23 protein-coding genes are annotated in these 22,648 nt (G+C 63.8%); 13 read left to right on the top strand and 10 right to left on the bottom strand.

Annotation, left to right across the window (positions count from 1 at the left end; all coding sequences use genetic code 11):
- Positions 1–198: 198 nt before the first annotated feature.
- The 3 genes from BLV07_RS46315 (at position 199) to BLV07_RS18305 (ending at position 1,068) form a co-directional block, all read left to right on the top strand.
- Positions 199–327, top strand: a complete 129-nt coding sequence (locus tag BLV07_RS46315; protein ID WP_143035447.1) for a Flp family type IVb pilin — start codon at positions 199–201, stop codon at positions 325–327.
- Positions 328–435: 108 nt separating this feature from the next.
- Entirely contained in the window at positions 436–642 is a 207-nt protein-coding gene (locus BLV07_RS18310) for a hypothetical protein (RefSeq protein WP_091888093.1), read from the top strand.
- A 171-nt stretch (positions 643–813) separates the two neighbouring features.
- The gene (locus BLV07_RS18305) at positions 814–1,068 is read left to right on the top strand and encodes a hypothetical protein (RefSeq protein ID WP_091888091.1); all 255 of its coding nucleotides are present in this window, start codon (positions 814–816) and stop codon (positions 1,066–1,068) included.
- Positions 1,069–1,220: 152 nt separating this feature from the next.
- Here the strand turns inward: BLV07_RS18305 and BLV07_RS48875 are convergent, their stop codons facing one another.
- A complete protein-coding gene (locus tag BLV07_RS48875; protein ID WP_502690085.1) occupies positions 1,221–1,403 on the bottom strand; it encodes a hypothetical protein in 183 nt (60 codons plus the stop codon).
- Between BLV07_RS48875 and BLV07_RS47620 the strand changes: the two genes are divergently transcribed.
- Both BLV07_RS47620 and BLV07_RS18295 read left to right on the top strand, forming a co-directional pair.
- Positions 1,383–1,562 (top strand): hypothetical protein, encoded by a 180-nt coding sequence (locus tag BLV07_RS47620; protein ID WP_176945598.1) that lies wholly within the window; start codon positions 1,383–1,385, stop codon positions 1,560–1,562. The two genes, BLV07_RS48875 and BLV07_RS47620, sit on opposite strands and share 21 nt — an antisense overlap.
- Positions 1,563–1,635: 73 nt before the next feature.
- A complete protein-coding gene (locus BLV07_RS18295; protein WP_091888089.1) occupies positions 1,636–2,556 on the top strand; it encodes a DMT family transporter in 921 nt (306 codons plus the stop codon).
- A gap of 8 nt (positions 2,557–2,564) precedes the next feature.
- On the opposite strand, the gene BLV07_RS18290 is transcribed toward BLV07_RS18295, so the two are convergent.
- Entirely contained in the window at positions 2,565–2,915 is a 351-nt protein-coding gene (locus BLV07_RS18290; RefSeq protein ID WP_091888087.1) for a zinc ribbon domain-containing protein YjdM, read from the bottom strand.
- 212 nt (positions 2,916–3,127) lie between these two features.
- Between BLV07_RS18290 and BLV07_RS18285 the strand changes: the two genes are divergently transcribed.
- The 5 genes from BLV07_RS18285 to BLV07_RS18265 all read left to right on the top strand — a co-directional run bounded on the left by BLV07_RS18285 (position 3,128) and on the right by BLV07_RS18265 (position 7,579).
- The gene (locus BLV07_RS18285; RefSeq protein WP_091888085.1) at positions 3,128–4,534 is read left to right on the top strand and encodes an adenylate/guanylate cyclase domain-containing protein; all 1,407 of its coding nucleotides are present in this window, start codon (positions 3,128–3,130) and stop codon (positions 4,532–4,534) included.
- 120 nt (positions 4,535–4,654) lie between these two features.
- Positions 4,655–5,056, top strand: coding sequence for a VOC family protein (locus BLV07_RS18280; RefSeq protein ID WP_091888084.1), 402 nt, complete (start codon positions 4,655–4,657; stop codon positions 5,054–5,056).
- Between the two features lie 375 nt (positions 5,057–5,431).
- Positions 5,432–6,082 (top strand): cell envelope biogenesis protein TolA, encoded by a 651-nt coding sequence (locus BLV07_RS18275; RefSeq protein WP_091888082.1) that lies wholly within the window; start codon positions 5,432–5,434, stop codon positions 6,080–6,082.
- A gap of 306 nt (positions 6,083–6,388) precedes the next feature.
- Positions 6,389–6,670 (top strand): hypothetical protein, encoded by a 282-nt coding sequence (locus BLV07_RS18270; protein ID WP_091888080.1) that lies wholly within the window; start codon positions 6,389–6,391, stop codon positions 6,668–6,670.
- Between the two features lie 402 nt (positions 6,671–7,072).
- Positions 7,073–7,579 carry a hypothetical protein gene (locus tag BLV07_RS18265; protein ID WP_091888079.1) on the top strand — a complete coding sequence of 169 codons (507 nt, stop codon included), beginning with the start codon at positions 7,073–7,075 and terminating at the stop codon, positions 7,577–7,579.
- Positions 7,580–7,883: 304 nt separating this feature from the next.
- Here the strand turns inward: BLV07_RS18265 and BLV07_RS18260 are convergent, their stop codons facing one another.
- Positions 7,884–8,681 carry a transglycosylase SLT domain-containing protein gene (locus BLV07_RS18260; protein ID WP_091888077.1) on the bottom strand — a complete coding sequence of 266 codons (798 nt, stop codon included), beginning with the start codon at positions 8,679–8,681 and terminating at the stop codon, positions 7,884–7,886.
- Positions 8,682–8,885: 204 nt separating this feature from the next.
- Between BLV07_RS18260 and BLV07_RS18255 the strand changes: the two genes are divergently transcribed.
- Entirely contained in the window at positions 8,886–9,926 is a 1,041-nt protein-coding gene (locus tag BLV07_RS18255; RefSeq protein WP_091888076.1) for an acyl-CoA desaturase, read from the top strand.
- Positions 9,927–9,928: 2 nt separating this feature from the next.
- A complete protein-coding gene (locus tag BLV07_RS18250) occupies positions 9,929–10,603 on the top strand; it encodes a hypothetical protein (protein WP_091888074.1) in 675 nt (224 codons plus the stop codon).
- 171 nt (positions 10,604–10,774) lie between these two features.
- Here the strand turns inward: BLV07_RS18250 and BLV07_RS18245 are convergent, their stop codons facing one another.
- The 4 genes from BLV07_RS18245 to BLV07_RS18230 form a co-directional block, all read right to left on the bottom strand.
- Positions 10,775–11,788, bottom strand: coding sequence for a hypothetical protein (locus BLV07_RS18245; RefSeq protein WP_091888170.1), 1,014 nt, complete (start codon positions 11,786–11,788; stop codon positions 10,775–10,777).
- Positions 11,789–12,033: 245 nt separating this feature from the next.
- On the bottom strand, positions 12,034–12,699 hold the full coding sequence (locus BLV07_RS18240) for a phasin family protein (RefSeq protein ID WP_091888072.1): 666 nt from the start codon (positions 12,697–12,699) through the stop codon (positions 12,034–12,036).
- A gap of 137 nt (positions 12,700–12,836) precedes the next feature.
- A complete protein-coding gene (locus BLV07_RS18235) occupies positions 12,837–13,376 on the bottom strand; it encodes a DUF5343 domain-containing protein (RefSeq protein WP_143035446.1) in 540 nt (179 codons plus the stop codon).
- 95 nt (positions 13,377–13,471) lie between these two features.
- Positions 13,472–17,242, bottom strand: a complete 3,771-nt coding sequence (locus BLV07_RS18230; protein WP_091888068.1) for a vitamin B12-dependent ribonucleotide reductase — start codon at positions 17,240–17,242, stop codon at positions 13,472–13,474.
- Between the two features lie 761 nt (positions 17,243–18,003).
- On the opposite strand from BLV07_RS18230, the gene BLV07_RS18220 reads away from it, so the two are divergent.
- Positions 18,004–18,900 carry a DMT family transporter gene (locus tag BLV07_RS18220; protein ID WP_091888064.1) on the top strand — a complete coding sequence of 299 codons (897 nt, stop codon included), beginning with the start codon at positions 18,004–18,006 and terminating at the stop codon, positions 18,898–18,900.
- A 76-nt stretch (positions 18,901–18,976) separates the two neighbouring features.
- Here BLV07_RS18220 and BLV07_RS18215 read toward each other — a convergent pair whose 3' ends face one another.
- The 3 genes from BLV07_RS18215 to BLV07_RS18205 form a co-directional block, all read right to left on the bottom strand.
- Positions 18,977–21,226 carry a CHASE3 domain-containing protein gene (locus tag BLV07_RS18215; protein WP_091888062.1) on the bottom strand — a complete coding sequence of 750 codons (2,250 nt, stop codon included), beginning with the start codon at positions 21,224–21,226 and terminating at the stop codon, positions 18,977–18,979.
- Positions 21,223–21,645, bottom strand: a complete 423-nt coding sequence (locus BLV07_RS18210) for a response regulator (protein ID WP_091888060.1) — start codon at positions 21,643–21,645, stop codon at positions 21,223–21,225. Before BLV07_RS18210 ends, BLV07_RS18215 begins: the two co-directional genes overlap by 4 nt.
- Positions 21,646–21,885: 240 nt before the next feature.
- Complete coding sequence (locus BLV07_RS18205) at positions 21,886–22,569, bottom strand: BA14K family protein (RefSeq protein ID WP_091888058.1); 684 nt, start codon at positions 22,567–22,569, stop codon at positions 21,886–21,888.
- Between the last annotated feature and the right edge of the window lie 79 nt (positions 22,570–22,648).

The following is a 22,648-nucleotide window of genomic DNA, read 5'->3' as shown; positions in this document are numbered from 1 at the left end:
TGCGAACAGACTTGCACGGAAAGGCACGCAGCGCGTCGATTGTTCGGAAGACGGTGTGGCGGCGCAATGGCGTAATTCAGCGAAAACAAGCTTTTCGAAGGCGTGTTGCGAAGTTGCAACGCGGGTTCCGTGGCGTTCCGTACGCGACTGCGGCGGAAAATGCCTGCAACGGCAAGCCCTCGCTTGTCGTCAAATTGAGTGATCCGCATTTACTTGGAATACAGTTTGATCGCAGCCGGGATCGCACTCGCGATCATCGAAATCATCTATCCGCTCGGCACCAATCTCGTCGCAAAACTGCAATCGCTCGCGATCGCGCTGAAATAGGCGGTAACAAGGCTTTCGCGATGGGCTGTTGACAAAGATGTCTTGTGACAAGGTGTCTTGTCTGACGCGTCGCGGCAACCTTGCGCAGCGCCGTGCGTTGATCGGCCCATGAGCACGCATTCCTCGCTTCGTCCCATGGACGCCTTCGATCCCACCGAGCCCGCCATCCTGCATGATCGTCTGTCCGACACGATCATCACCTGGACCGCCGATCAGGCCGATGACTACCGGCAGTCCAGCCGGCCGCGCGAGGATGGAACCGTGGCCTGGAAGGCCTACCTCTTCGACGGCTGGGGCAACGTGCTCGGTGGCTGACCACCGCCCATAAAAAGTGCCATGTCGCGGCCGGCATGATTCGGCCAAGGCTTTGTACGCGTTAAACATATCGCCATGCGCTACATGCGTTGTTGCAATGCAACAGCGCATGTCGCAATGCAGCAAAACGCGCTTAAATGTGCTCCGAATCTTCCATCAGGAGCACCACCAATGAACAAGAAGACTTTGACGATCGCCGCCGCCGTCCTGACGATCGCGGGCGCTACTTCGGCTTTCGCCGCTGAGCTGCCGACCTATGAGGCCAATGGATTTCCGGTCTCCCCCGTCCAGGTTGGCGTGCTCGGGGCCGGTCATGTCGAGCAGCAGGTCGCGGCGCCCACGACGGTTGCCTCAGCGCACCAGGTGAAGGTGCTCAGCTCGCGCAAGGTCAAGACCGCGGACGTCACGACGGGCGCAGCCCGCTGAGCTGACATCGCATGAAGGGCAGGCGGGTCTCGCCGCGTGCGCGACCCGCCGCCTCATGCGATCATGAACGACGTCACGACGCCCGCATGCGCCGCGCGCGCGTGGGGACGCTCGAGAATCCGGCCGCGAACAAGTTCGCGTGAAGGCGCCGGTTATGTATGCTCGTTCATAACGAGCCCAATCCTTTTGACAGTTGCTTTGCAGGTCGCACTGCTTGATGCGGACGGCATGCGCGGCGCGCGCAAGCTCGACGGCGAGCGGCCGTAGAGCTCGGCGAAGGCGGCGTTGAAACGGCGCAGGCTGCCGAAGCCGGCATGGAACGCGATCTCCGTCATGGTGTGATCTCCGGCATCGAGCAGGCGCTACGCGTGCAACGCGCCAAGCGCGTAGACGCCACGAAAGGCGATATCGATGTCCGAGAACAGTCTGTGCATCTCCTGCGGCCCTTGACGGTCGCGCGTGCGGTGAAGCTCATCGACGACGAGCCGGGCTAGGCGACCTCACTGCGTGCCAGCCTTGCAACCACATGGGTTGAGCGGATTGGCCTGCTGACATAAGGCTTCCCCCATGGACCAGCGGACGAGCGGCGCTGACGCTCTCACCCAAACGAACGACGCGGCGCCGGCATTGCTCGGCGTGGTTTGCGGGCTGTCCGCAGCACTGTTCTGGGCGCTCGGCTTTGTCGGCACGCGGCACGGCCTCAAAGTCGGCTTCACGCCGGTCGATCTGCTCGTGCATCGCTATGTCTGGTCAGGGATCGCGTTCCTGCCGCTGGTCTTGCGCGCCGGCATCTCCGATCTCTGCGGCATCGGCTGGGGCAGGGGCCTTGCGCTGATGGTGCTGGGCGGCCCGGTGATGGCGCTGATCTCCTACACCGGTTTCCTGTTCGTGCCGCTCGGACATGGCAGCGTGATCCAGCCCTCCAGCGCGACGCTTGGCGGCCTGCTGCTCGCCGCATTGTTCCTGAAAGAGAAGATCTCCGCCTCGCGGCTTGCCGGCGCTCTCGTCATCGTCGGCGGCCTTGGTGTGATCGGCGCGGAATCGATCGGGCATATCGGCGCCGACGGCGTGCAGGGCGATCTGATCTTCGTGCTCACCGGATTCATGTTCGCGGGCTTCGGCGCGCTGCTGCGGCACTGGCGCGTCTCCGCAGTGTCGGCCGCGCTCGTCATCAACGTGCTGTCGCTGCTGCTGTTGCCGATCTACCTCGCGACTGGCGGGCTTGCGCGTATCGCGGCGATCGGCGTCACCGAGAACGCGATCCAGGCGCTGGCGCAGGGCGTGCTCGCAGGTCCCGCCGCGCTCTATCTCTACGCCGTCTCCGTCCAGCGTCTCGGCGTCGCCCGGGCCGCGGTATTCCCCGCGATCGTGCCGGCGCTGACGCTCCTGGTCGGCTGGCTCCTGCTCGGCGAGCCGCCGACGGCACTCCAGGCCGCGGGCCTGGTGACGGTGCTGTGCGGGTTTTACCTGGCGCAGCGGCAAAGATAGGCGCGACCTTACGCCTTCCGCACGAACTCCGATTTCAAATTCATCGCGCCGATGCCGTCGATCTTGCAGGCGATGTTGTGGCCGTCGCTGGCGTCCTGGAGGCGGATGTTGCGGACCTTGGTGCCGCCTTTGACGACCGAGGAGGAACCCTTGATCTTGAGGTCCTTGATCACGATGACGCTGTCGCCGTCAGCCAGCACATTGCCGTTGGCATCGCGCACGCCTGCCTCGGGCGCGGCTTCCGCGGCCGCATCGGCCGTGCCGCTCCATTCATGGCCGCATTCCGGGCAGACCCAGAGACCGCGGTCCTGATAGGCGTGCTCGGAGTTGCAGCTCGGACATTTCACGGCATCGTCCATCGTCGATTCATCCCCTGTTCGGCCCCTGTGGGCGGGCGCACCGTAGGGGCGGGGACGGGGAAATCAAGGAAAATCCGGCCTCTGCTGCGGCCCGGCAAACTCCCATCATCGTGACGCAGCAATTGACGGCTATGGCTTGTGCTTTGCCTCACCAGGCATAGCTGATCGGAAAGCGGATGTCCGCCTCACCCCCTTCCATGTAGCGTCACGGCATGAGCGAGATCGAAACCCTGTTCGGTGTCCTGCGCCAGTCGGCCGACGCGCCTGTCGTCGACATGCTCGAGCGCATGGTGCGGGAGGGGCCGGACCATGCCCTGTGCAAGATGAACGCGCTGCATCTGGCGAGAACGGCGGGTCTCGGCGAGGAGCAGGTGATCGCGGGGCTGCTGCATGCGGTCGGGCTCGGCATCCTCGAGATGACCTGGAGCGTGATGTGCCCGAGCTGCGCCGGCGTGCTCTCGGCCAACAAGAGCCTGAAGACGGTCAACAGCCCGCAATATCACTGCGCCTTCTGCGCCGCCGGCTACGAGACGACGCTCGACAATCTGGTCGAGGTGACCTTCGCGGTCAGCCCGCGCGTGCGCAGGATCGCCGCGCACAATGCCGAGGAGCTGCCGCTCGCCGAATATTACCGCCAGGTGTTCTGGAGCTCGGCGATCGAGCTTCCGCCCGACCTCGACGGTCTGCTGCGCGAGCTGACGCTGGAATCCGTCGACCTGCCGCCGGGCGAGCGCGCCATTCTCTCCCTGCAGGTGCAGCCGGGCATGCTGATCGTGTTCGATCCCGTGACGCACACGGCGCAATACATCGAGGTGAAGGGCGAGGAGACGGCCGAGCGCCAGACGCTGTCGCTGATCTTCAACAAGTCCGAGGTTCCCGTCGACGCCGTCAGCCTGCGCCCGGGACCGCTGCGGCTGGCGCTTGAGAACCGCACCGACGGCCGCGTGCTGCCCGCGGTGTGGGTGATGAACCAGCGGCTCGATGACCTCTTGACCCGGCGCAAGCCGAGCCTCACTGCAAAGCGCCTCCTCACGAACCAGACCTTTCGCGATCTCTACCGCACCGACACGCTCGCGATCGGCCAGCGCCTCAAGATCCTCAGCCTGACCTTCCTGTTCTCGGACCTGAAGGACTCCACCGGGCTGTACGAGCATGTCGGCGACCTCGTCGCCTTCGATCTCGTCAACGAGCATTTCCGCCTGCTGCAGGAGATCATCGCCTCCGAGCAGGGCGCGGTGGTCAAGACCATTGGCGATGCCGTGATGGCGACCTTCGAGACGCCCGATCGCGCCATTGCGGCTGCGATCCGCATGCGCGAGGCTATGAGCGAGCTCGGCGCCCAGCGCCAGCACCAGGGCCTGTTGCTCAAGATGGGTATCCACGAAGGCTCGTGCCTCGCCGTCACCCTCAACGGCCAGCAGGACTATTTCGGCCAGACCGTGAACATCGCCTCTCGCGTCCAGGGCTTGGCGGCCTCGCGCGCGATCGTGGTGACGGAGGCGGTGGTCGATAACGCCGAGACGCGGACGCTGCTGGACGCCGGCGGCCTCAACCCGACCCGCCGCAGCGTCGCGCTGAGCGGGATCGCGGACAAGGTGTCGGTGTACGAGATACCGTGAGGCTTGCGTAGATCCCGTGAGGCTTGCGTAGCCCGGATGGAGCGTCAGCGAAATCCGAGGCGGGAGGTGCGGCGCCATCCCGGATTACGCTGACGCTCCATCCGGGCTACATTTCCCGCCATGACCTTCCTCCTCAACATCGACGTTCCCGACGTCGCGCGAGCGACGACCTTCTACACCGCTGCATTCGGCCTGACGGTCGGCCGCCGCTTCGGCACCGACTTCGTCGAGCTGCTCGGCTGGCCGGCGCCGGTGTATCTGTTGACCAAGCAGGCCGGCACGGTGGGCGCTGGCGGCGATCGCCGCCGCTACGCGCGGCACTGGACGCCGGTGCATATCGACGTCGTCGTCGATGATGTCGATGCCGCCGTCGAACGCGCGCTGCGCGCCGGCGCGATCCTGGAGGTCCCCGCAACCGATGCGTCGTATGGGCGGATCGCGATGCTGTCCGATCCGTTCGGGCATGGGTTCTGTCTGCTGGCGTTCAGCGCGCAGGGCTATGACGCGTTGCTCGGGGCATAGCGACACCGTCATTGCGAGGAGCTCGCGACAAAATTGCGTAGCAATTTTGCGCTGATGCGACGAAGCAATCCAGACCGCCTCCGCGGAACGACTCTGGATAGCCTCGCTTCGCTCGCAATGACGGTGGAGAAACGGAAGTGCCCGTCGAAACAAAAAGTGCGAAAACAACCCCATGCACAGTAGGGAACACCTTGAGATTTCATACTTCTGCGATGCCGAAATGATGTGACCCTTCGGGCAACCGGCGCACGCATACACCGGACCGACTTCGGCGATCCCGAAGTAGAATTTGACTCGTCGGGCAAAACAGGGGCACTATGCCAAGATGGCGCCGGTGCGATGGGGAGCTGATGCATCGCCGGGCCGCGGGGCGACATGCCGAGAGAACCGAAAAGCAAAGCGAAAAGAAAACTGAAGACCTACCAGACCTCGCTCGGCTTCTACGACCAGGCGGTCGCCGCGCCCTCGATGAAGGCGGCGCTGGAGGCCTGGGGCGCCAGCTCCAATCTGTTCCATCAGGGCGTCGCCAAGGAGACCGACGATCCCGATATCGTCGCGGCGACCATGGCAAGCCCCGGCGTCGTGCTCAGGCGTCCGGTCGGCTCGAACGGCCCGTTCACCGAAAGCGCCGAGCTGCCGACCGACCTTGCCGACGAAGGCAAGGCCAAGCCCAAACGTAAGCCCAAGCCGAGCAAGCGCGCGGAGAAGACCGCAAAGAAACCGTCCCGCAAGATCGACGACCGACAAGCCCGCAAGGCCGCCGCGGCTTTCGAGAGAGAAGAGCGGCGGCGCGAAGCCGAGCGTGGCAAGGAAGAGGCCGCCCGCGCCAAGGAGCGCGCGCGCCGGGAGAAGGCGGTCGCGATTGCGCAGGCGGCGCTGGACAAGGCGAAGCGCGAGCACGAGGCACGGGCGGAGGAGATCGAGGCAGAACGAACTGCGATCGATGAACGCGCCGAGGCGGAGCAGAGCCGGTGGGACAAGCAGAGGAGGAAGCTGGAGGAAGCCGTGCGTCGGGCGCGGGAGTAGGGGACGCAAGTAGCTCGGATGAGTAAAGCGAGATCTGGGATTCTCGCCCCGAAGCATTCCCCGGATGCACGCTCGCTGCGTTCTTCGTCATTGCGAGCGCAGCGAAGCAATCCAGACTGGTTCCGCGGAGGGATTCTGGATTGCTTCGTCGCACCAGCGCAAAATTGCTACGCAATTTTGTCGCGGGCTCCTCGCAATGACGGTGGAGAGTTGCGAGCCGCCATCAGTCATTCCAGCAAAGTCGCGCGCGAATTGGCTTGCCTTGCTTTGCGTCCTTGAGCACTCTTATGGGAAGGAGGCCAACGCATGAAGAAAATGACCGTCGCGTGTGCGCTCGGAACGGCCCTGGTGCTGAGCAGCCTTGGGATGTCAGGGGCTGAAGCCCGGGCGCGCAAGGCGCAAGTCGTTCGCGAACCCCAGCAGAGACTTATCGTCACGGCGCCCGTGCTCAGGCCAACGCCGTGGGATTATTATATCGTTCCACGATATCGTTATCGTCCTGAAGACGACCGGGTCGATCCCTACGGTCCGCCGCTGGTGTCGTCGTGGGTTCGCTATGAGGGGTGGCGGTGGCCGTACTGGTGGTGAACACCCATCACGTTCCGCGGCATGTGGAGTTTGGCCAGCGACGGACGCAGAATTGACTGGCGCCTGTAGCCCGGATGAAGCGAAGCGCGATCCGGGACCGGCGCAGCTTGAGGCAAGACCCCGGATTTCGCTTCGCTCCATCCGGGCTACGCTCGCTACGCGCCTGCACCGATCGTACGCGCTCATTTTCGCTCGACAGCTCAAGCCCTTGCGCACCTCCCAGCCTGGCCATCCGGAGAGGTTGAACGCCTCTAAGTCCAATATCGCTGCGTGCGACGTCAGCGATTAGGAAAAAATGGCAAACCTGAGACTGTCAAGGACACATCGGGGTAGAATGGCATTTATCCCCGTAATACACCCAATACTGTTAAGGGGTACGGGCGCGTATTGAGAGGATCAATCATGGCAAGTGTTGAACAATTGCGCAGACGGGACGGCGTTAACCTGGTCCAGCTCGAGGCGGACATATCGTCGGTACGCTCGGGAAGCTCTATTACTTCCATTGCTCTGCCTGATTACGTCGAGCACACCGCGGGCGTGACGCGCGTCGGCGCGCTGAGCGCAGAGGCGGTCATTCGCGACTATGAGTCCGCTGCGAAAGAAATCGAGGCCATGGGCACCGAGTTGATCGACGCTGCGCAAAAATGCGAGGCGCTGACAGCCCAGGTCCATGATGCGATCGCCTTCATGCGAGAAACGGCGGCGGGGTATCGTGAAGAGGGGCGGAAGATCTTCAAGCGCATCGAAGAATGCGCGCTGTTCACCGAAGACGTCCGCAAGACATGCGAACAGGTCAAGCGCAGAATGGTCGAAGTCTCGGTCGGTCCATCTTCCGATGAGGAGCTTGAGCCGCAAGAGCCCGAGCTGAGCGGGATCGCCGGCCAGGTGACGATGAGCGAGATACGGTGAGGCGGGCATAGAGCGTAGTTCGTAGGATGGGTTGAGCTCTTGCGAAACCCGTCGTCGCGCGCCAGCGTCGTTGGTATCGCTTCCGCTCGTCGAGCTACGGCGGACAAGTCGCTCCGCCCATCCTACGGTCTTGCGAAACGCATCATCTAATCGCCGTCACTCACGGCAAGCGCCTGTAGCCCGGATGGAGCCAACGGGCCGGCGCGCAGCGCCGCCCGATGACAGGCTCCGCGCAATCCGGGACCAGTGCAGCTAGGAGCAAGACCCCGGATTTCGCTTCGCTCGATCCGGGCTACGCGCGCCGCTAATCGCCGTCACCGGCCGCAAGGCGCTGAAACTGCCGTTTCATCGCGTTGACCCTGGCGACATAGCTTGCGACCAGGTGATCGCCGCAGCGCTCGCCGGCGATCATCTGAAACTTGCGGCGCGCATAGGCTGTGGCCGGGCCTGCGCCGCAGAGATGGATGAAGGCGGCCAGTTCCTGCTTCTGCTGCGGGCTTGCCCTCACATCACCGGTGCGGGCGAGAACGTCAGCCACCTGGCGGTCCAGATAGACCGATGCCAGCTCGATCGCATGGCCAGGGATCGCGCGGATGTAGAGACTGGTGAACCCGCAACCGGTCTCCGTGACCGCGTTGCCGCGGACACAAAACCGTGCGGCCTCGGCGTAAGCGGGATCGGTCATCTGGAAGAGGCCGACAGCGCTGGAGGCGGGCCGGTAGATCGCGAGCGGATTGAAGCTCCATCGCCAACGCCAGTAGGTGCGCGCCACCGGATTGCCTGAACTCTCGACCTGCGCCAGCGCGGCCAGCAATTCCGGCGTGATCGCAGCGGTGGAATGCTTGCGGAACAGCGGCCCGTATCTCGCCCAAGTCTCTGCCGGCTCCTTGTCGAGGGAATGGCCAACAAGGACAAACAGCTCGGTCGGCTTGCGGACCATTTGAGTGACGATGTTTAGAAGCGCTGCGGCCGCAAGCAGCATCGCCACGCCGCCGGCGATCCGAACCATCCGCGGTGCGCGCGCGAAAGTCTTCCGCGCCCACCGGGCGGCCCGCCGTAACCTGCGAAGGCGAGGGAGGAGGCTGCTGCTTTTCCTTGGCATGTGCGCTGCGGGCATAAATTGCGGAGCCTGTGGACTTAGTTAACGCTGTCCGCCCGCCCTGAAATCTCGCTTCATTTCACGCGACCGCGCCTTTTCAGGGCCCGGCTCCGCGCTGCCACGGCCGCTCCAATCCTTGCGAGAAATAACCCCCGGTTGTACGGTGCGCCGCAGAAGAGTTAATTTTGCGTAAATGGATCGGCTGAAATGACCGTAATCGAGGGCGTGGTGCCGGAGGCAGGTGCGGACCCGAAAATGCCACCGGGAGTGGTTGTCGAAGGCTCGTTGGTCGACGCCAAGTTTCTCGATTCCTACATCGCGTTCGGCTTCATGATCGGCGGGTCGATCGCGGCGCTGATCTGGGCATTCTGGCAAGGCATCGGTTGGGTGGAGGTTTCGGTCTTCGTCGGCATGTTCCTGCTGACCACGGTCGGGATCGGCTTCATGCATCGCTACTTCGTGCACCGCAGCTTCCGCTGCGGTCCGGTGATGCGGGCGATCTTGGCCGCGATCGCCACGCTGGCGGTGCAGGGCTCGATCCTGAAATGGGTGAGCAACCACCGGCGGCACCATCTTCACTCCGACAAGCCCGGCGACGTCCACAGCCCTTACTATGACGGCTTCGGCAACCGCTATGCGAGCTTCCTCAAGGGAATGTCGCATGCGCAAGGCGGCTGGGTGTGGGACCAGGCCACCACCGATGGCGCATACTACGCCAGGGATATCCTGGCCGACCCGATCGCCATGTTCTTCACGAGGACTCGCTGGTACTGGTACGCGCTGTCGGCGGTGATCATTCCCGGCGCGATCGGCTACGCGTTCGGCGGCGTGCACAGCATGATCGGCTGCGTGTTGTTCTCCGGCCTGTTCCGCAGCTACATCATGACCATGGCCACCTCGCTGGTGAACTCGGTCTGCCACAGCGACGGCCGCTACGGCTACCGCCGCTTCGAGACCAATGATGGCACGACCAACGAATTCGTGACCACGATCCTCACCTTCGGTGAAGGGCTGCACAACAACCATCACCGCTTTCCGCGCGACGCTTACCTTTCGCACGCCTGGTACGAGATCGACATCAACGGCCTGATCATTCTGGGGCTTGGGAAGCTCGGGCTGGTGCACGACATCTTTGGGGTTGGCACGCGTCAGCGGTCTGCAGCGCCAGATCCGCAGCAGAGTGGGGTCGTCGCGAGTCAGAACGCATTCGACGGCGTCGCAGAAGATCTTCGCTCGGCTGGAAGGTAGACTTGCGCGCTATTCCCGGAAACCGAAGCGGAGCTCGTTTGCGACTTGCCGTAAACTTTGTCGCTCTGGTGCTGTTCGGGGTCCCGACAGTGGTCCTTGCGCAGTCGATGGACTGCAGCAAGATCAAGTCTACGACAGTGCCGGTTGAGCTCGTCGTCAGGTTCGACAGATTTGAGCAGGCCTATCAGGTCTACAGGGAAGCCGGGAAAACGGCGGTGCTCTGGACACGGCAGACCACACCGCATGGCATCAACATCAGCAAGGCGGAAACCATCAACGGATTCGGAATCACATCCTCCCTGACATCCACGGTGGACAAGGTACCGGATCAGGAAGCGCAGCACAGGTACTCCGGCATCGTGATCGAGGACGACGATCGCCGGCACAGCGTGTCATACAAGGTCTCCTGGACCTTCAAGTATCGGAACGGCACGGCGCGGCAGGTCGAGCAGGGCGTCGACTACACGTTCGTTTCGGCCGGGGAAACGACGATCGGATCGTGTGCGCTTGCCGTGTACCGCGGCGAGGTCAAGTTCACGGATGTCACGAGCGGCCGGACCGATCGCATGTTTCACATTTACTTTCCCGAACTCAGAATTGGTGTCACCAGTTTGACTCCCGAGCCTGTGTTCGTCAGCCTGAGTACGTCATTCGAGCCGCTTCGAATGCTTCGGTAGCTCGTAAGATGGGGTGAGCTCTAGCGAAACCCATCAACGTCGATCAGCGAATGATGGGTTTCGCAAGGGTTCTACCCATCCTACGGGCTAAAGGCGAGTCGAAGCCGCAGCTCGGAGGGCTTCAAATCCAATCAATCGCGCCTTCGGGAAACAAGCCCGCGCCTTGCGGGCTCACCAATCCGGATAGCCGTAAGGGTCGGGCATATAGGGCGGAGGCATCCAGGGGCCTCGCGGCGGTCTGGGCCGCCGGGGTTCGGCCGCCGGTACGTGCGGCCGGGCATGCGCATCGTTGCTCATCACGCTCCGCGCGACCGGCTTGGTGGCTGCAGACGCGGATGAAGCGCTCAGTTGCGTTTGCAGCGCCTGGACCTGCGCGGCGAGGCGCGCATTGTCCGCCGCATCCTTCTCCTGCGCCGCCTTGAGCTGTTGAATGGTGTCGGCCTGCTCACGCAGGGTCTGGTCGTTGCGGCTTTTCAGTTGCTCGAGCTTGCCGTTGATGCTCGCAAGCTCGCTCGTGATGGCCTTGAGCGATTGCGCGAGATCAGAGGACGACGGGTTAGGCGCTGGCGCTGCGGCGGCAGGCTTTGGGGCGCTTTCCGTGTCCTTGGCGACCGGCGGCGCGGGCACCGGGCTCGGCTCATCCGCAGCAGCCAGTTGCACGGCCGGCGGCTGCGCCGGACTTTCCACCGCGGACGCTTGCTGGGAGCTGCTCGCAGCCGGCGGAGACCATCGTGCCATGATCGACTTGCTGATCGATTTGGCCTCATCGCGATATTGCGAAGCGAAGGCGGCACCGAGAAGGCCGATCGCCAGCACGAGGCCGACCAAAGCGCGCACCATGGTCCGATCTCCCTTCAAGCCTTGATCGCGAACCCCGGCATTCGGAACTTTGGTATCCGGCGTCGGCGCCTTGTTTCCGGAAGTTGGGGCTGCCGTCCTACCGGCGGTTGCGTGCGAGGTCCGCTGGCCTTCGCTGTCGCGTTCCATTCCGGAAACCAGCCGGTCGAGCCGCGCAAGCTCTTCCTCCGCGCTCTTGATCCGGTCGTAGGCCCGCGTCAGCCCGCCATCGGCGCGCGCCTCATCCGGCTTGACGGTCTCGGGCTTGACGGTCTCGGGCTTGTCGGTATCAGGCTTGTCGCTATCAGGCTTGGGGTCGTTCGTTTCAGGCACCGATGCGCTCTCCATCCGGTCGGGCGTCATGGGAGGCAGTCCGATCACTGGAAGGATAGGTCTCGCCGCTGCCCAACACAACGCGTGTGCAACGGAAAAATTATGGCGGGCGCGGGAGCGGGGCGGGCGTGAGCGCGTAAGGGCTAGTACCGCGACTGCGCAAAGCGCAGTTCGCAGTATGAGTCGAGCGGAGCGAAGCCGATCAACGTACCCATCGTACGGGCATCCTGTCCCCGCACCGTCGAAATACGCAGCTGTCGTTAGTGACGCGTCGCGCGGATTTCGAGCGTCGTCTGGGTGAGCCTGGCCACGAACCCCTCAAAATGCATGACCCTTTGTCTGGTCATTTGTTCATGCAACCCGGCGATCTTCTGGGATTCGGCGACGAACGATTCACACTCCTGTTTCGCGTACTCCATCTGAAGCTCGAAGGCCTCGACGGGTGAGCGCGCCGTCGCGAGCTTTCCCAGGAAGGCCCAGGCGTGCTCAACGGAGGTCCTGATGTAGCCGCTATAGGCATCGGCAATCGCCTGCGGGCTGGCCTGGGAGGGTTCCACCGGTGCGACGGGCGCGCTGGCAACGATCTCCATCCCGGACGGCAAGGCTGCAGCCGAGGGTACTTGCGCACTGACCTGTCGGCTCGTCTCTACCTCTTGCTCGGGCTCTTGCCTGTTCTCTTGCTTGTGCTCTTGGCGGATCTCCGCCGAGGCATCCGGTGATTGATGCGCTGCAGTTGCGTGTTGCTCGTCGGCCCCGGACCGTTGCCTGGCCTTCTTCTTTCCGCCGCGCCGGCCAGATTTTCCCGTTGGTTTATTTTCTACCGAACCCAACATTGCAAATGGCTCCTGAATATCGCTGAAGCCGCAAGCCTCTGTCGCGTTTGCGCTGAAATCGCGATTATGGGCTGTCGCTTGCGTGGCGGCCATGTGGTGAGATTTTGCCGGATACCGGCGGGGCTGAAGGATGGGTCGGGCGGAGCGAAACCCATCAATGTCGATCCGCGAATGATGGGTTTCGCAAGGGCTCCACCGATCCTACGGGCTAGAACAATTGCCCGCTTAGTTTAGGGTTGGTGGGTAGGATGGGTAACGCTTTGCGTCACCCATTCTAGGCGCTGAAGTTGGGTTATCTCGATATGTGGAGGCTCGATCGCTGCCGGCGCGACGACTGTTGCCGGTGCCGAAAAATCAGCGTAATCGCAGAGCGCTCGGAAGGTTTTGGCTATGTTGCCGATCACCAGGTCCGTTTTCTTGCCGGCATATAGAGTGCGAAGCTTGTTGCGCGCATCGTCCACCGTAAAGTCATATGCTTTTGTGTTTATTGCGAACAATTCGGCGAAAGCTTCGCGGATGCCTTCGGCAACAACTTGTTTCGCTCGGCCGCGGTCCATAAAGGCGAAGTAACGACTTTGCGGAGTGCCGTCTCGGTTTAGGAAGCCAAGATCTTTGAGGATACCGATAAAGAGCCGGTCGTTTGTGGAGGTAAATCCGAGGTTCTCCAAAAACTTGAGAGAGAACCGCTCCGGAGGTTGGGCATCAAGCATTGCGTCGAAATAAGCGGGCACTGCATTGGGCTTCAATGTATAGCTATCGGGTAACGCCACAGTGGCTTCTCTCTACCTAGAATTGCTTTCATCGGCAAAAGAAAGGCCGCTCATGGCGGCCTTCCCAGTCTAATAATTTGAGTGCTAGAAGCGCCTCACGAACACCCCGTCGTGCTGCCACACGTATCGCACTTCATGCAGGTCCCATTCCGCACCAGCGTGAAGTTGCCGCACTCTGAGCACATCTCGCCCTCGTAGCCCTTGGCCTTGGCTTCGGCGCGGCGCTCGGCCTTGCTGGGAGCGGCGGTTGCGGCGGTGCCGGCTTTGCTCCACTGCAGCTGCTCGAGCTTCTCCGTCGGGGAGAGGTCGTGGCTCGCCTCCTGCTTCAGGGCGACGGCGCCTTCGAGGGCGTCGCCGACGCGGGCTGAGGTGCCGTGCGAGGCCAGCGCCGTGACCTTGCTGCCGCCGGCAGGCGCGCTGTCGTTGCCTTGCGAGACCGCGGTCGAGCCGCCGCGCATCACGAACAGGTTGTCCGTGCGGGAGCGGGTGAGGCCGCGCGAGACCAGTTTTGTCGCGTGGTGGCCGCCGTCCTCGTCCGGCTCCTTGCCTTCCTCGACGCCCTTGCCGAGCGCGTCAAAGCCCGTCTCGTTGGGATCGACGTGGGCGAGGTCGAAGCGAGAGAGGTAGCTCACCGCGAGCTCGCGGAAGACGTAGTCGAGGATCGAGGTCGCGTACTTGATGCTGTCGTTGCCCTGCACGGGGCCCGCCGGCTCGAAGCGGGTGAAGGTGAAGGCGTCGACATATTCGTCCAGCGGCACGCCGTATTGCAGGCCGAGCGAGACCGCGATGGCGAAGTTGTTGATGAAGGAGCGGAGCGCCGCGCCTTCCTTGTGCATGTCGATGAAGATCTCGCCGAGACGGCCGTCATCGTATTCGCCGGTGCGGAGATAGACCTTGTGACCGCCGACGACCGCCTTCTGGGTGTAGCCCTTGCGGCGATCCGGCATCTTCTCGCGCTCGCGCATCACGATGATGCGTTCGACCAGCTTCTCGACGATCTTCTCCGAGACCTGAGTCGCACGCGCGGCCATCGGCTTCTCGTAGAGCTGCTCGACCGCATCGTCCTCGTCCTCGTCGTCGCTGATGAGCTGCGAGTTGAGCGGCTGGCTGAGCTTGGAGCCGTCGCGATAGAGCGCGTTGGCCTTCAGCGCCAGTTTCCACGACAGCATGTAGGCGGACTTGCAGTCCTCCACCGTAGCGTCGTTCGGCATGTTGATGGTCTTGGAGATCGCGCCCGAGATGAAGGGCTGGCTAGCTGCCATCATGCGGATGTGGCTCTCGACCGACAGATAGCGCTTGCCGACCTTGCCGCAGGGGTTGGCGCAGTCGAACACCGGATAGTGCTCGGCCTTGAGGTGCGGGGCACCTTCCACCGTCATCGCGCCGCAGATGTGGACGTTGGCCGCCTCGATCTCGCGCTTGGTGAAGCCGACGGCCTGGAGCAGGTCGAAGCCGGGGGCGGCGATGGCTTCGGCGCCAATGCCGAGCTGGTCGCGGATGAAGTCCTCGCCAAAAGTCCACTTGTTGAAGGCGAACTTGATGTCGAAGGCGGTCGGCAGGGCCTTTTCGACCTTGGCGATGGCTTCATCGGTGAAGCCCTTCGCCTTGAGGGTCGAGGCGTTGATGCCCGGCGCGTTGGACAGCGAGCCGTGGCCGACGGCATAGGCCTCGATCTCCGCGATCTCGCTCTCGCGATAGCCGAGCGCGCGCAGCGCTGCGGGGACCGCGCGGTTGATGATCTTGAAGTAGCCGCCGCCGGCGAGCTTCTTGAACTTCACCAGCGCGAAGTCGGGCTCGATGCCGGTGGTGTCGCAATCCATCACGAGGCCGATCGTGCCGGTCGGCGCGATGACAGTGGTCTGGGCGTTGCGATAGCCGTGCTGCTCGCCGAGCTGAAGCGCCGCATCCCAGGCCGCCTTGGCATGGGTGATGAGGTCTTGTTGCGGGCACGAGGCGTGATCGAGCGGCACCGGGTTGACCGAGAGCTGCTCATAGCCGGAGGCCTCGCCATGCGCGGCGCGGCGGTGGTTGCGGATCACGCGCAGCATGTGCGCGGCGTTCTTCTTGTAGCCGGGGAAGGTGCCGAGCTCGGCCGCGATCTCGGCCGAGGTCTTGTAGGTGATGCCGGTCATGACGGCGGTCAGCGCGCCGCAGAGCGCACGGCCTTCCTTGCTGTCATAGGGCAGGCCCATGGTCATCAAGAGGCCGCCGATATTGGCGTAGCCGAGGCCGAGCGTGCGGAACTCGTAGGAGAGCTCGGCAATCGCCTTCGACGGGAACTGCGCCATCATGACTGAAATTTCCAGCACGATGGTCCAGAGCCGGCAGAGGTGCTCATAGCCTTCGACGTCGAAGCGCTTGGTCGTGGTGTTGTAGAAGGTCAACAGGTTGGCGGAGGCGAGGTTACACGCCGTGTCGTCCAGGAACATGTATTCCGAGCACGGATTGGACGCGCGGATGTCGCCGGACGCCTTGCAGGTGTGCCAGTCGTTCATCGTGGTGTTGAAGTGCAGGCCCGGGTCGGCCGAGGCCCAGGCGGCGAAGCCGATCTTCTCCCAGAGGTCGCGCGCCTTCAGCGTCTTCGTCACCTTCTTCGAGGTGCGGGCGTTGAGATTCCAGTCGCCGTCGGTCTCGACCGCGCGCAGGAAGTCGTCCTTGAGCGAGACCGAATTGTTGGAGTTCTGGCCGGAGACGGTGAGATAGGCTTCGGAGTCCCAGTCGGTGTCGTAGGTCTCGAACTGGATGTCCTTGTAGCCCTGCTTGGCAAACTGGATGACGCGCTTGATGTAATTGTCGGGCACGAGGCTGCGGCGCGCGAGCTTGATCTCGCGGCGGAGGGCAGGGTTCTTCTCGGGGTCGAAGCAGTCGTCGCCCGAGCCTTCGCAGTTCACGCAAGCCTTCAGCACCGCCTTGAGGTGCTTCTGGTTGATCTTGGATCCGGTGACGAGGGCGGCGACCTTCTGCTCCTCCTTCACCTTCCAGTCGATATAGGTCTCGATGTCGGGGTGATCGACGTCGACGACGACCATCTTGGCAGCGCGGCGCGTGGTGCCGCCCGACTTGATCGCGCCCGCGGCGCGGTCGCCGATCTTGAGGAAGCTCATCAGGCCGCTCGAGCGGCCGCCGCCGGAGAGCTTTTCGCCTTCGCCGCGCAAGCGTGAGAAGTTCGAGCCGGTGCCGGAGCCGTATTTGAACAGGCGCGCCTCGCGGACCCAGAGGTCCATGATGCCGCCCTCGTTGACGAGATCGTCACCGACGCCCTGGATGAAGCAGGCATGCGGCTGCGGATGCTCATAGGCCGACTTGGACTTGGTCAGCTTGCCGGTGAAGGGGTCGACGTAATAATGGCCCTGGCCGGGGCCGTCGATGCCATAGGCCCAGTGCAAGCCGGTGTTGAACCATTGCGGCGAGTTCGGCGCGACCATCTGCATGGCGAGCATGTAGCGGAGCTCGTCGTAGAAGGCCTGGGCGTCTTCATCGGTGGAGAAATAGCCGCCCTTCCAGCCCCAATAGGTCCAGCAGCCGGCGAGGCGGTCGAACACCTGTTTTGCCGAGAGCTCGCTGACATAGCGCTCTTTCTCAGGCAGGAGGCTAAGCGCCTCGGTGTCGGGCACGGAGCGCCACAGGAAGGAGGGGACGGACTCTTCCTCGACCTTCTTCAGGCGCGCGGCGACGCCGGCCTTGCGGAAGTATTTCTGGGCCAGCACGTCGGAGGCGACCTGAGACCATTCGGTCGGCACCTCGACATTGTCCAGCTTGAACACGACCGAGCCGTCCGGATTGCGAATCTCCGACGTGGTCAGCCGGAAATCGATTCCCGCATAAGGTGACTGTCCTACCGTGGTGTGGCGCCGCTCAATCCGCATGGTCTTGCCCCGTCCTTATCTTTGACCGAACCGCCTCCGTTCAGGCGTCCCGGTCGACATTTCGCTTCGCGAGTCCTTTTGGCCGTTCGGCCTCTGGGCATCGCAGTTCAGCCGGTGGACCCGGCCCTTTTTCTCCCGACTCGATTGGTCGATGCACGCATCGATCATCCGCCGGCATGCCCAGACCCATCCGCCCCCAAGGGGATGCGCCCGACATGCGTTCAACGCCCACACCGTCACTTCAGCCGTTTGCCATGCGGGCCTGTTGCCGGCCCGTTCTGGCGCCCGAAAAGTCCGCTATCCGAGGGCAGACAAGCCCTCATCCCGCTGCCTTTGGCTGGCCGGCGGAGCTGAGATTTGCGAGACCCTTTGGGGGAGTGCCGGCGGGACGCAAACTCACTCGCGCCGAACGGTCCGAAAGCTAGGACTCTCCGTTGCGCCCGTCAAGAACTAGTGCGAGTTCCTGAATCAAATACTAAATATGGTGGATTGTGGGGGATAACAGGGGTCTCGGCCGCGCCTGTTGTGGAGCCAAGTATCAGTGAGTCCTCAGGGATTCCCAACCGAAAAAATTTGCATGCCGTGCTGTTCGCAACCCTTCATCCCGCTGTTCACAGGGCAGGTATATTTTTCGGCACCGGGATTGCGTCAGAGGGACTCACGTAGCCCTACGGAAGGTGAGGGCAGGCATGCCCGCCGAGGCGGTGGTTTGCGCGGCGAATCCGCGCCAAGCTGAGCCCGATTTTGCCGGACTGCCCCCCATGCATGATTCGACGAGGCCGGTGCAGCGACCGCGCATCGCCCCGGCCGGCCTGATGTTCCTCGCGATTACCTCGATCGGTTGGGGCTTCAACTGGCCGGTGACGAAATTCCTGCTCGCCGAGCTGCCGCCGCTGACGCTGCGCGGGGTGACCGGCGTGCTCGGGGCCGTGCTGCTGGCGCTGCTTGCGGTGATGCGCCGGCAGAGCCTGCGGGTGGACGGCGCGATCTGGCCGCGCTTACTGACCGCCGCCGTGCTCAACGTTACCGGCTGGATGGTGCTGATGGGCCTGGCGCTGCTCTGGCTGCCGGCGAGCGAGGCGGCGTTGATCGCCTACACCATGCCGGTCTGGGCCTCGATCATCGCCTGGCCGGTGCTGGGTGAGCGGCCGACGGTCTTGCGCACGCTAGGGCTGGTGATGGCCTTTGCCGGCCTCGCCTCGATCATGGGCGGTAACGGCATTGCTGCCAGCGCAGAAAAGCTGCCGGGCATCATCATGGCGCTGTGCGGCGCGCTCGGCTTTGCCGTCGGCACGGTGTTCTCGAAGAAGTACCCGATCCACCTGCCGCCGATCACGGCCGCGGCCTGGCAGATCGGGATTGGCTGCCTGCCGATCTCGATCATCGGCCTCTTGATTGAGACCACGCATCTTTCGCAGGTGACGCCGGTCGGCTGGTGGCTGCTGGTCTATTCGGTCGTCGGGCAGTTCTGCATCGCCTATGTCAGCTGGTTCGCCGCGCTGGCGCGCCTGCCGGCCTCGGTTGCCGCGATCGGCACCATGGCGGTGCCTGTCATCGGCGTCGTCACCTCGGCGATCGCGCTCGGCGAGCCGCTCGGGCCAGGGCAGATCGCGGCGCTGATCTTCACGCTTGGAGCCGTCGTGCTGGCGACGCGCTGAGATCTTCACCTCTCCCTTCGGGAGAGGTGATCCGAATTCGGGGCGACCGCATCGATCTAGCAAAGCGCATCTCGCGCTAGCTCGCTGCCATCCCGCCGTTCAATGCCTTCCTGATCATCTCGGCGAGCTGGTTGCGGCGGTAGGGTTTTGTCAGCAGCATCACGCCGTCGTCGAGCTTGCCGTGGTGGACGATCGCGTTGTCGGTGTAGCCGGAGGTATAGAGCACCTTCAGGCCCGGCCGGCGCTTGGCCACCTCCTCGGCGAGCTCGCGGCCGCTCATGCCGCCGGGAATGACGATGTCGGTGAAGAGCAGATCGAACGGCTGGCCGGCCTCGATCAATTGCAGCGCGGCCCGGCTGTCGGGCGCGGCCACCGTCTTGTAGCCGAGGCTCTGGAGCTGCGCGGTGACGAAGTTGCGCACCAGCGTGTCGTCCTCGACCACGAAAATGGTCTCGGCGCCGCCTTCGGCCTGCGGCGCGACGGGAGCGGCCATGTCCGCCGTGCCTTCGCCCGGCGGCAGATAGAGCTTGATCGTGGTGCCGTGGCCTTCCTCGCTGTAGATCTTGATGTGGCCGCCGGACTGCTTGACGAAGCCATAGACCATGGACAGGCCGAGGCCCGAGCCCTTGCCGACCTCCTTGGTGGTGAAGAACGGCTCGAACGCCTTCTGCTGGACGTCGGCCGGCATGCCCGTGCCGGTATCGCTGACGGCGAGCATCACGTAAGGACCAGGCCGTACGTCCGGATTGTTCTGCGCATAGGCCTCGTCGAGCACGACCCGATGGGCCTCGAACAGCAGCTTGCCGCCGTTCGGCATGGCGTCGCGGGCGTTGATCGCCATGTTGAGCACGGCATTGGTGAGCCGAGACGGATCGATGTGCGTCGTCATCGGCCCCTGTTCCAGCACGGTCTCGATCTGGATCTGCTCGCCGAGGGTGGGGCGAAGCAGTTTTGCGATGTCCGCGACCGCAGTGCTGATCTCGACGTTGCGCGGCTGGAGCGGCTGCCTGCGCGCGAACGCCAGCAAATGCTGGATCAGCTCGGCGCAGCGCTCGGCGGCATCGTCGATCAGCCGTGCCGTGCTCTGGAGCTCGGGCTGGCCGTTCAGGCTCTCCACCAGCGTCTCGGTGTTGCCGGAGATCACGGTCAGCATGTTGTTGAAGTCGTGCGCGACGCCGCCGGTCAGCTTGCCGATCGCATCCAGCTTCTGCGACTGGTACAGCTGCCGCTCGGTCTCGCGCGAGGTGGTGGCATCATGATAGACCAGCACCGCGCCCGAGATATTGCCTTGCCCGTCCAGCATCGGCCGGCCGCTGATCATGAGATGGCGGGGAGGATTGCCGCCGTGCGGGCGGACGATCATCTCCAGCTCTTCGAAGTGCTCGCCGCGCAGCACGCGCGTCGACGGCAGCTCGTCGGCCTTCAGCGGCGTGACGCCGTCGCCGTGATAGACGTCGGACAGCGCGCGCAGATTGCGCAAATTCATGCCGGCGCGATGTAACAAGATGCGCTCGGCGGCCGGATTGGACAGTAGGACGGCGCCCTCGGTATCGATGACCAGCACCGCTTCCGCCATGCTGCGAAAGGTGCTCTGGAGCACGTTGACCGACAGGCGCAGTTCGTCATGGGCTGCGACAAGATGCTCGGTGCGCTCGGCCACCGCCGCCTCAAGTGCCTCTTTGGCGGCCGTGGTCTCGGTCAGCGTGCTCTGGAGCTGTACCGTGGCGCGCTGGCTCTCGCGCATCACCAGCGCGACCAGGAGCAGGATCAGCACGGCGCCTGCAACATCGATGCCGAGCAGCACGGTCCCGGTGCGGCGCGAGTCCTGGGAGCGCGCTGTGAGCAGGCGCTCTTCCTGGGCGCTCAGATGGTCGAGATTGCCCATCACCGTGTCCATGAGGCCGCGACCCTCGGCCTTGAGCGCGGCAATGCCGGTCTGATCGTTCTCGGCACGCAGGCGCATCGCTGCGGCGGCAATCTCGACCCGGCGCAGCGCCAGCGGCTCGGTGCCCTCCAATAGCGCCACCTGATCCCGACTATCGCGCACGTCGCGCTTGAGGTCGGCGAGGGCCGGCGCGATCTGGGCACGTACCGCCTGAAACTCGTCGTTGAAGCCCGGGCTGCGATAGAGCTCGTAGCCGCGCGCGGCGCTCTCGGCGCGGCGCATCAGCACGCGCAGATCGGAGATCTTCTTCTGCACCTGGACGGTGTGATTGACCCACGCCGCATCGGACCGCGACTTGACGTCGAGGGCGATCGAGGCTGCGGTGATGATCAGGAGGATGGCAAGTCCAGCACCGAGAATGACGCGCTGCGTTGGGATCAAGGGGCTTCTTTCTTGTCCTTCGGCTGTGCGCTCCCGCCCGCGCCGGTGAGGCATTCCCGGATCGTGGTCAGCAGCGCGTCCGGAGTGAACGGCTTGCGCAGGCAGCGGGTCGCGCCGAGCTCCAGCGCCATGCGGAGAAAGTCGGGGGAAGGCGAAGCGGACGAGGCGAAGGCGTAGCCGGACATCGCGATCAGCGGCGTGGCGGGCGCGCGCTCGTGAAAGATGCGGATGGACTCGAAGCCGCGCATGTGCGGCATGAAGATGTCGACCAGCATCACGTCGAAAGTCTGTGTTTCGAGCGCAGCCAATCCCGCTTCTCCGCCGTCGGTCAACGTGACGTCGAAGCCCTGACGTTGGAGGAGGACCTCGATGGTCGCGCCGACCATCGGATCGTCATCAACCACGAGAATACGCGGCATGACACTTCCCAGTAATCGAAGTCCCCACTGTGGTTTGTGATATCCGCGAATCGTGGGTCGGGTCAATTTTGGATTGGGTCAACGTAGATATGCACGGCGCAGTGCATAAAGGTCCGACGGCGTCGCGTAGGGGGCGTCACAATCGGCGAGTAACGTTTCCGCAAGGCCCGTCAGGGTCGATCGACACGCGAAAGGCGCCGCATCGCTGCGACGCCTTTGCTTCAAATGTCATCGATCGGCTTAGGGGCAGGGATGACGCTGGCCGTCATAACCGAGATAGGTCCCCGAAGCCGGGTCGTACGATCTGTAGCGCTGCGCGCAATAGGCCGCGGAGTCGTCGCCGCTGTCGGGCACCACCGCTACTGACGGCTCATCATAGTAGCTGTCGCCGTAGTAGTAGGGGTCGTCGTAATAGCCATAGCCGCCGCCGTAATAGGCGTACGAGCCGAGGCCGCCGATCGCGGCGCCTGCCGCGAAGCCGGGCCAGAAGCCACCGCGATGATGATGGCGCCAGCCGCCGCTCCAAGTGCCGCCACTGCCGCTCCAAGTGCCGGACGGAGCGGTTGCGACGCTGGTGCCGCTGACGGTCGGGGAGATGGCGGGTCGGCTCACCGTGCCGGCCGCGAAACTGCCACTGCTCGGACGCACTGCGGTTCCGGCCGCGAAACTGCCACTGCTTGGACGCGCCGCGGGGCCGGCCGCGACACTGCCTCCGCTTGGACGCGCCGCGGGGCCAGCCGCGAAACTGCCGCCGCCACCGCCACCCATGCGTGCGCCGCCTCCGCCGAAGTGAGCACCGCCTCCACCGCCGCCGACATGGGCGCCACCGCCCACGGTAGGACGATTCTGAGCAAAGCTCGGGCTCGCCAGCGGAAGAACCAGCGCCATGGCCGCGGCGGCACTCAAAACTGTCAGACTTTTCATGATCAAGCTCCTTTCCCGGAAGCCAACCCTGCGAAATGGCAGTGGTTCCTGGATCACGCCGGTTTGCATGCGTGCAGGA

It is taken from the genome of Bradyrhizobium sp. Rc2d, assembly GCF_900099855.1.
In the GTDB taxonomy this organism is placed as follows: Bacteria; Pseudomonadota; Alphaproteobacteria; order Rhizobiales; family Xanthobacteraceae; genus Bradyrhizobium.
The sequence above is the reverse complement of the archived record's forward strand: the minus strand, read 5'-3'. Positions and strand labels throughout refer to the sequence as shown.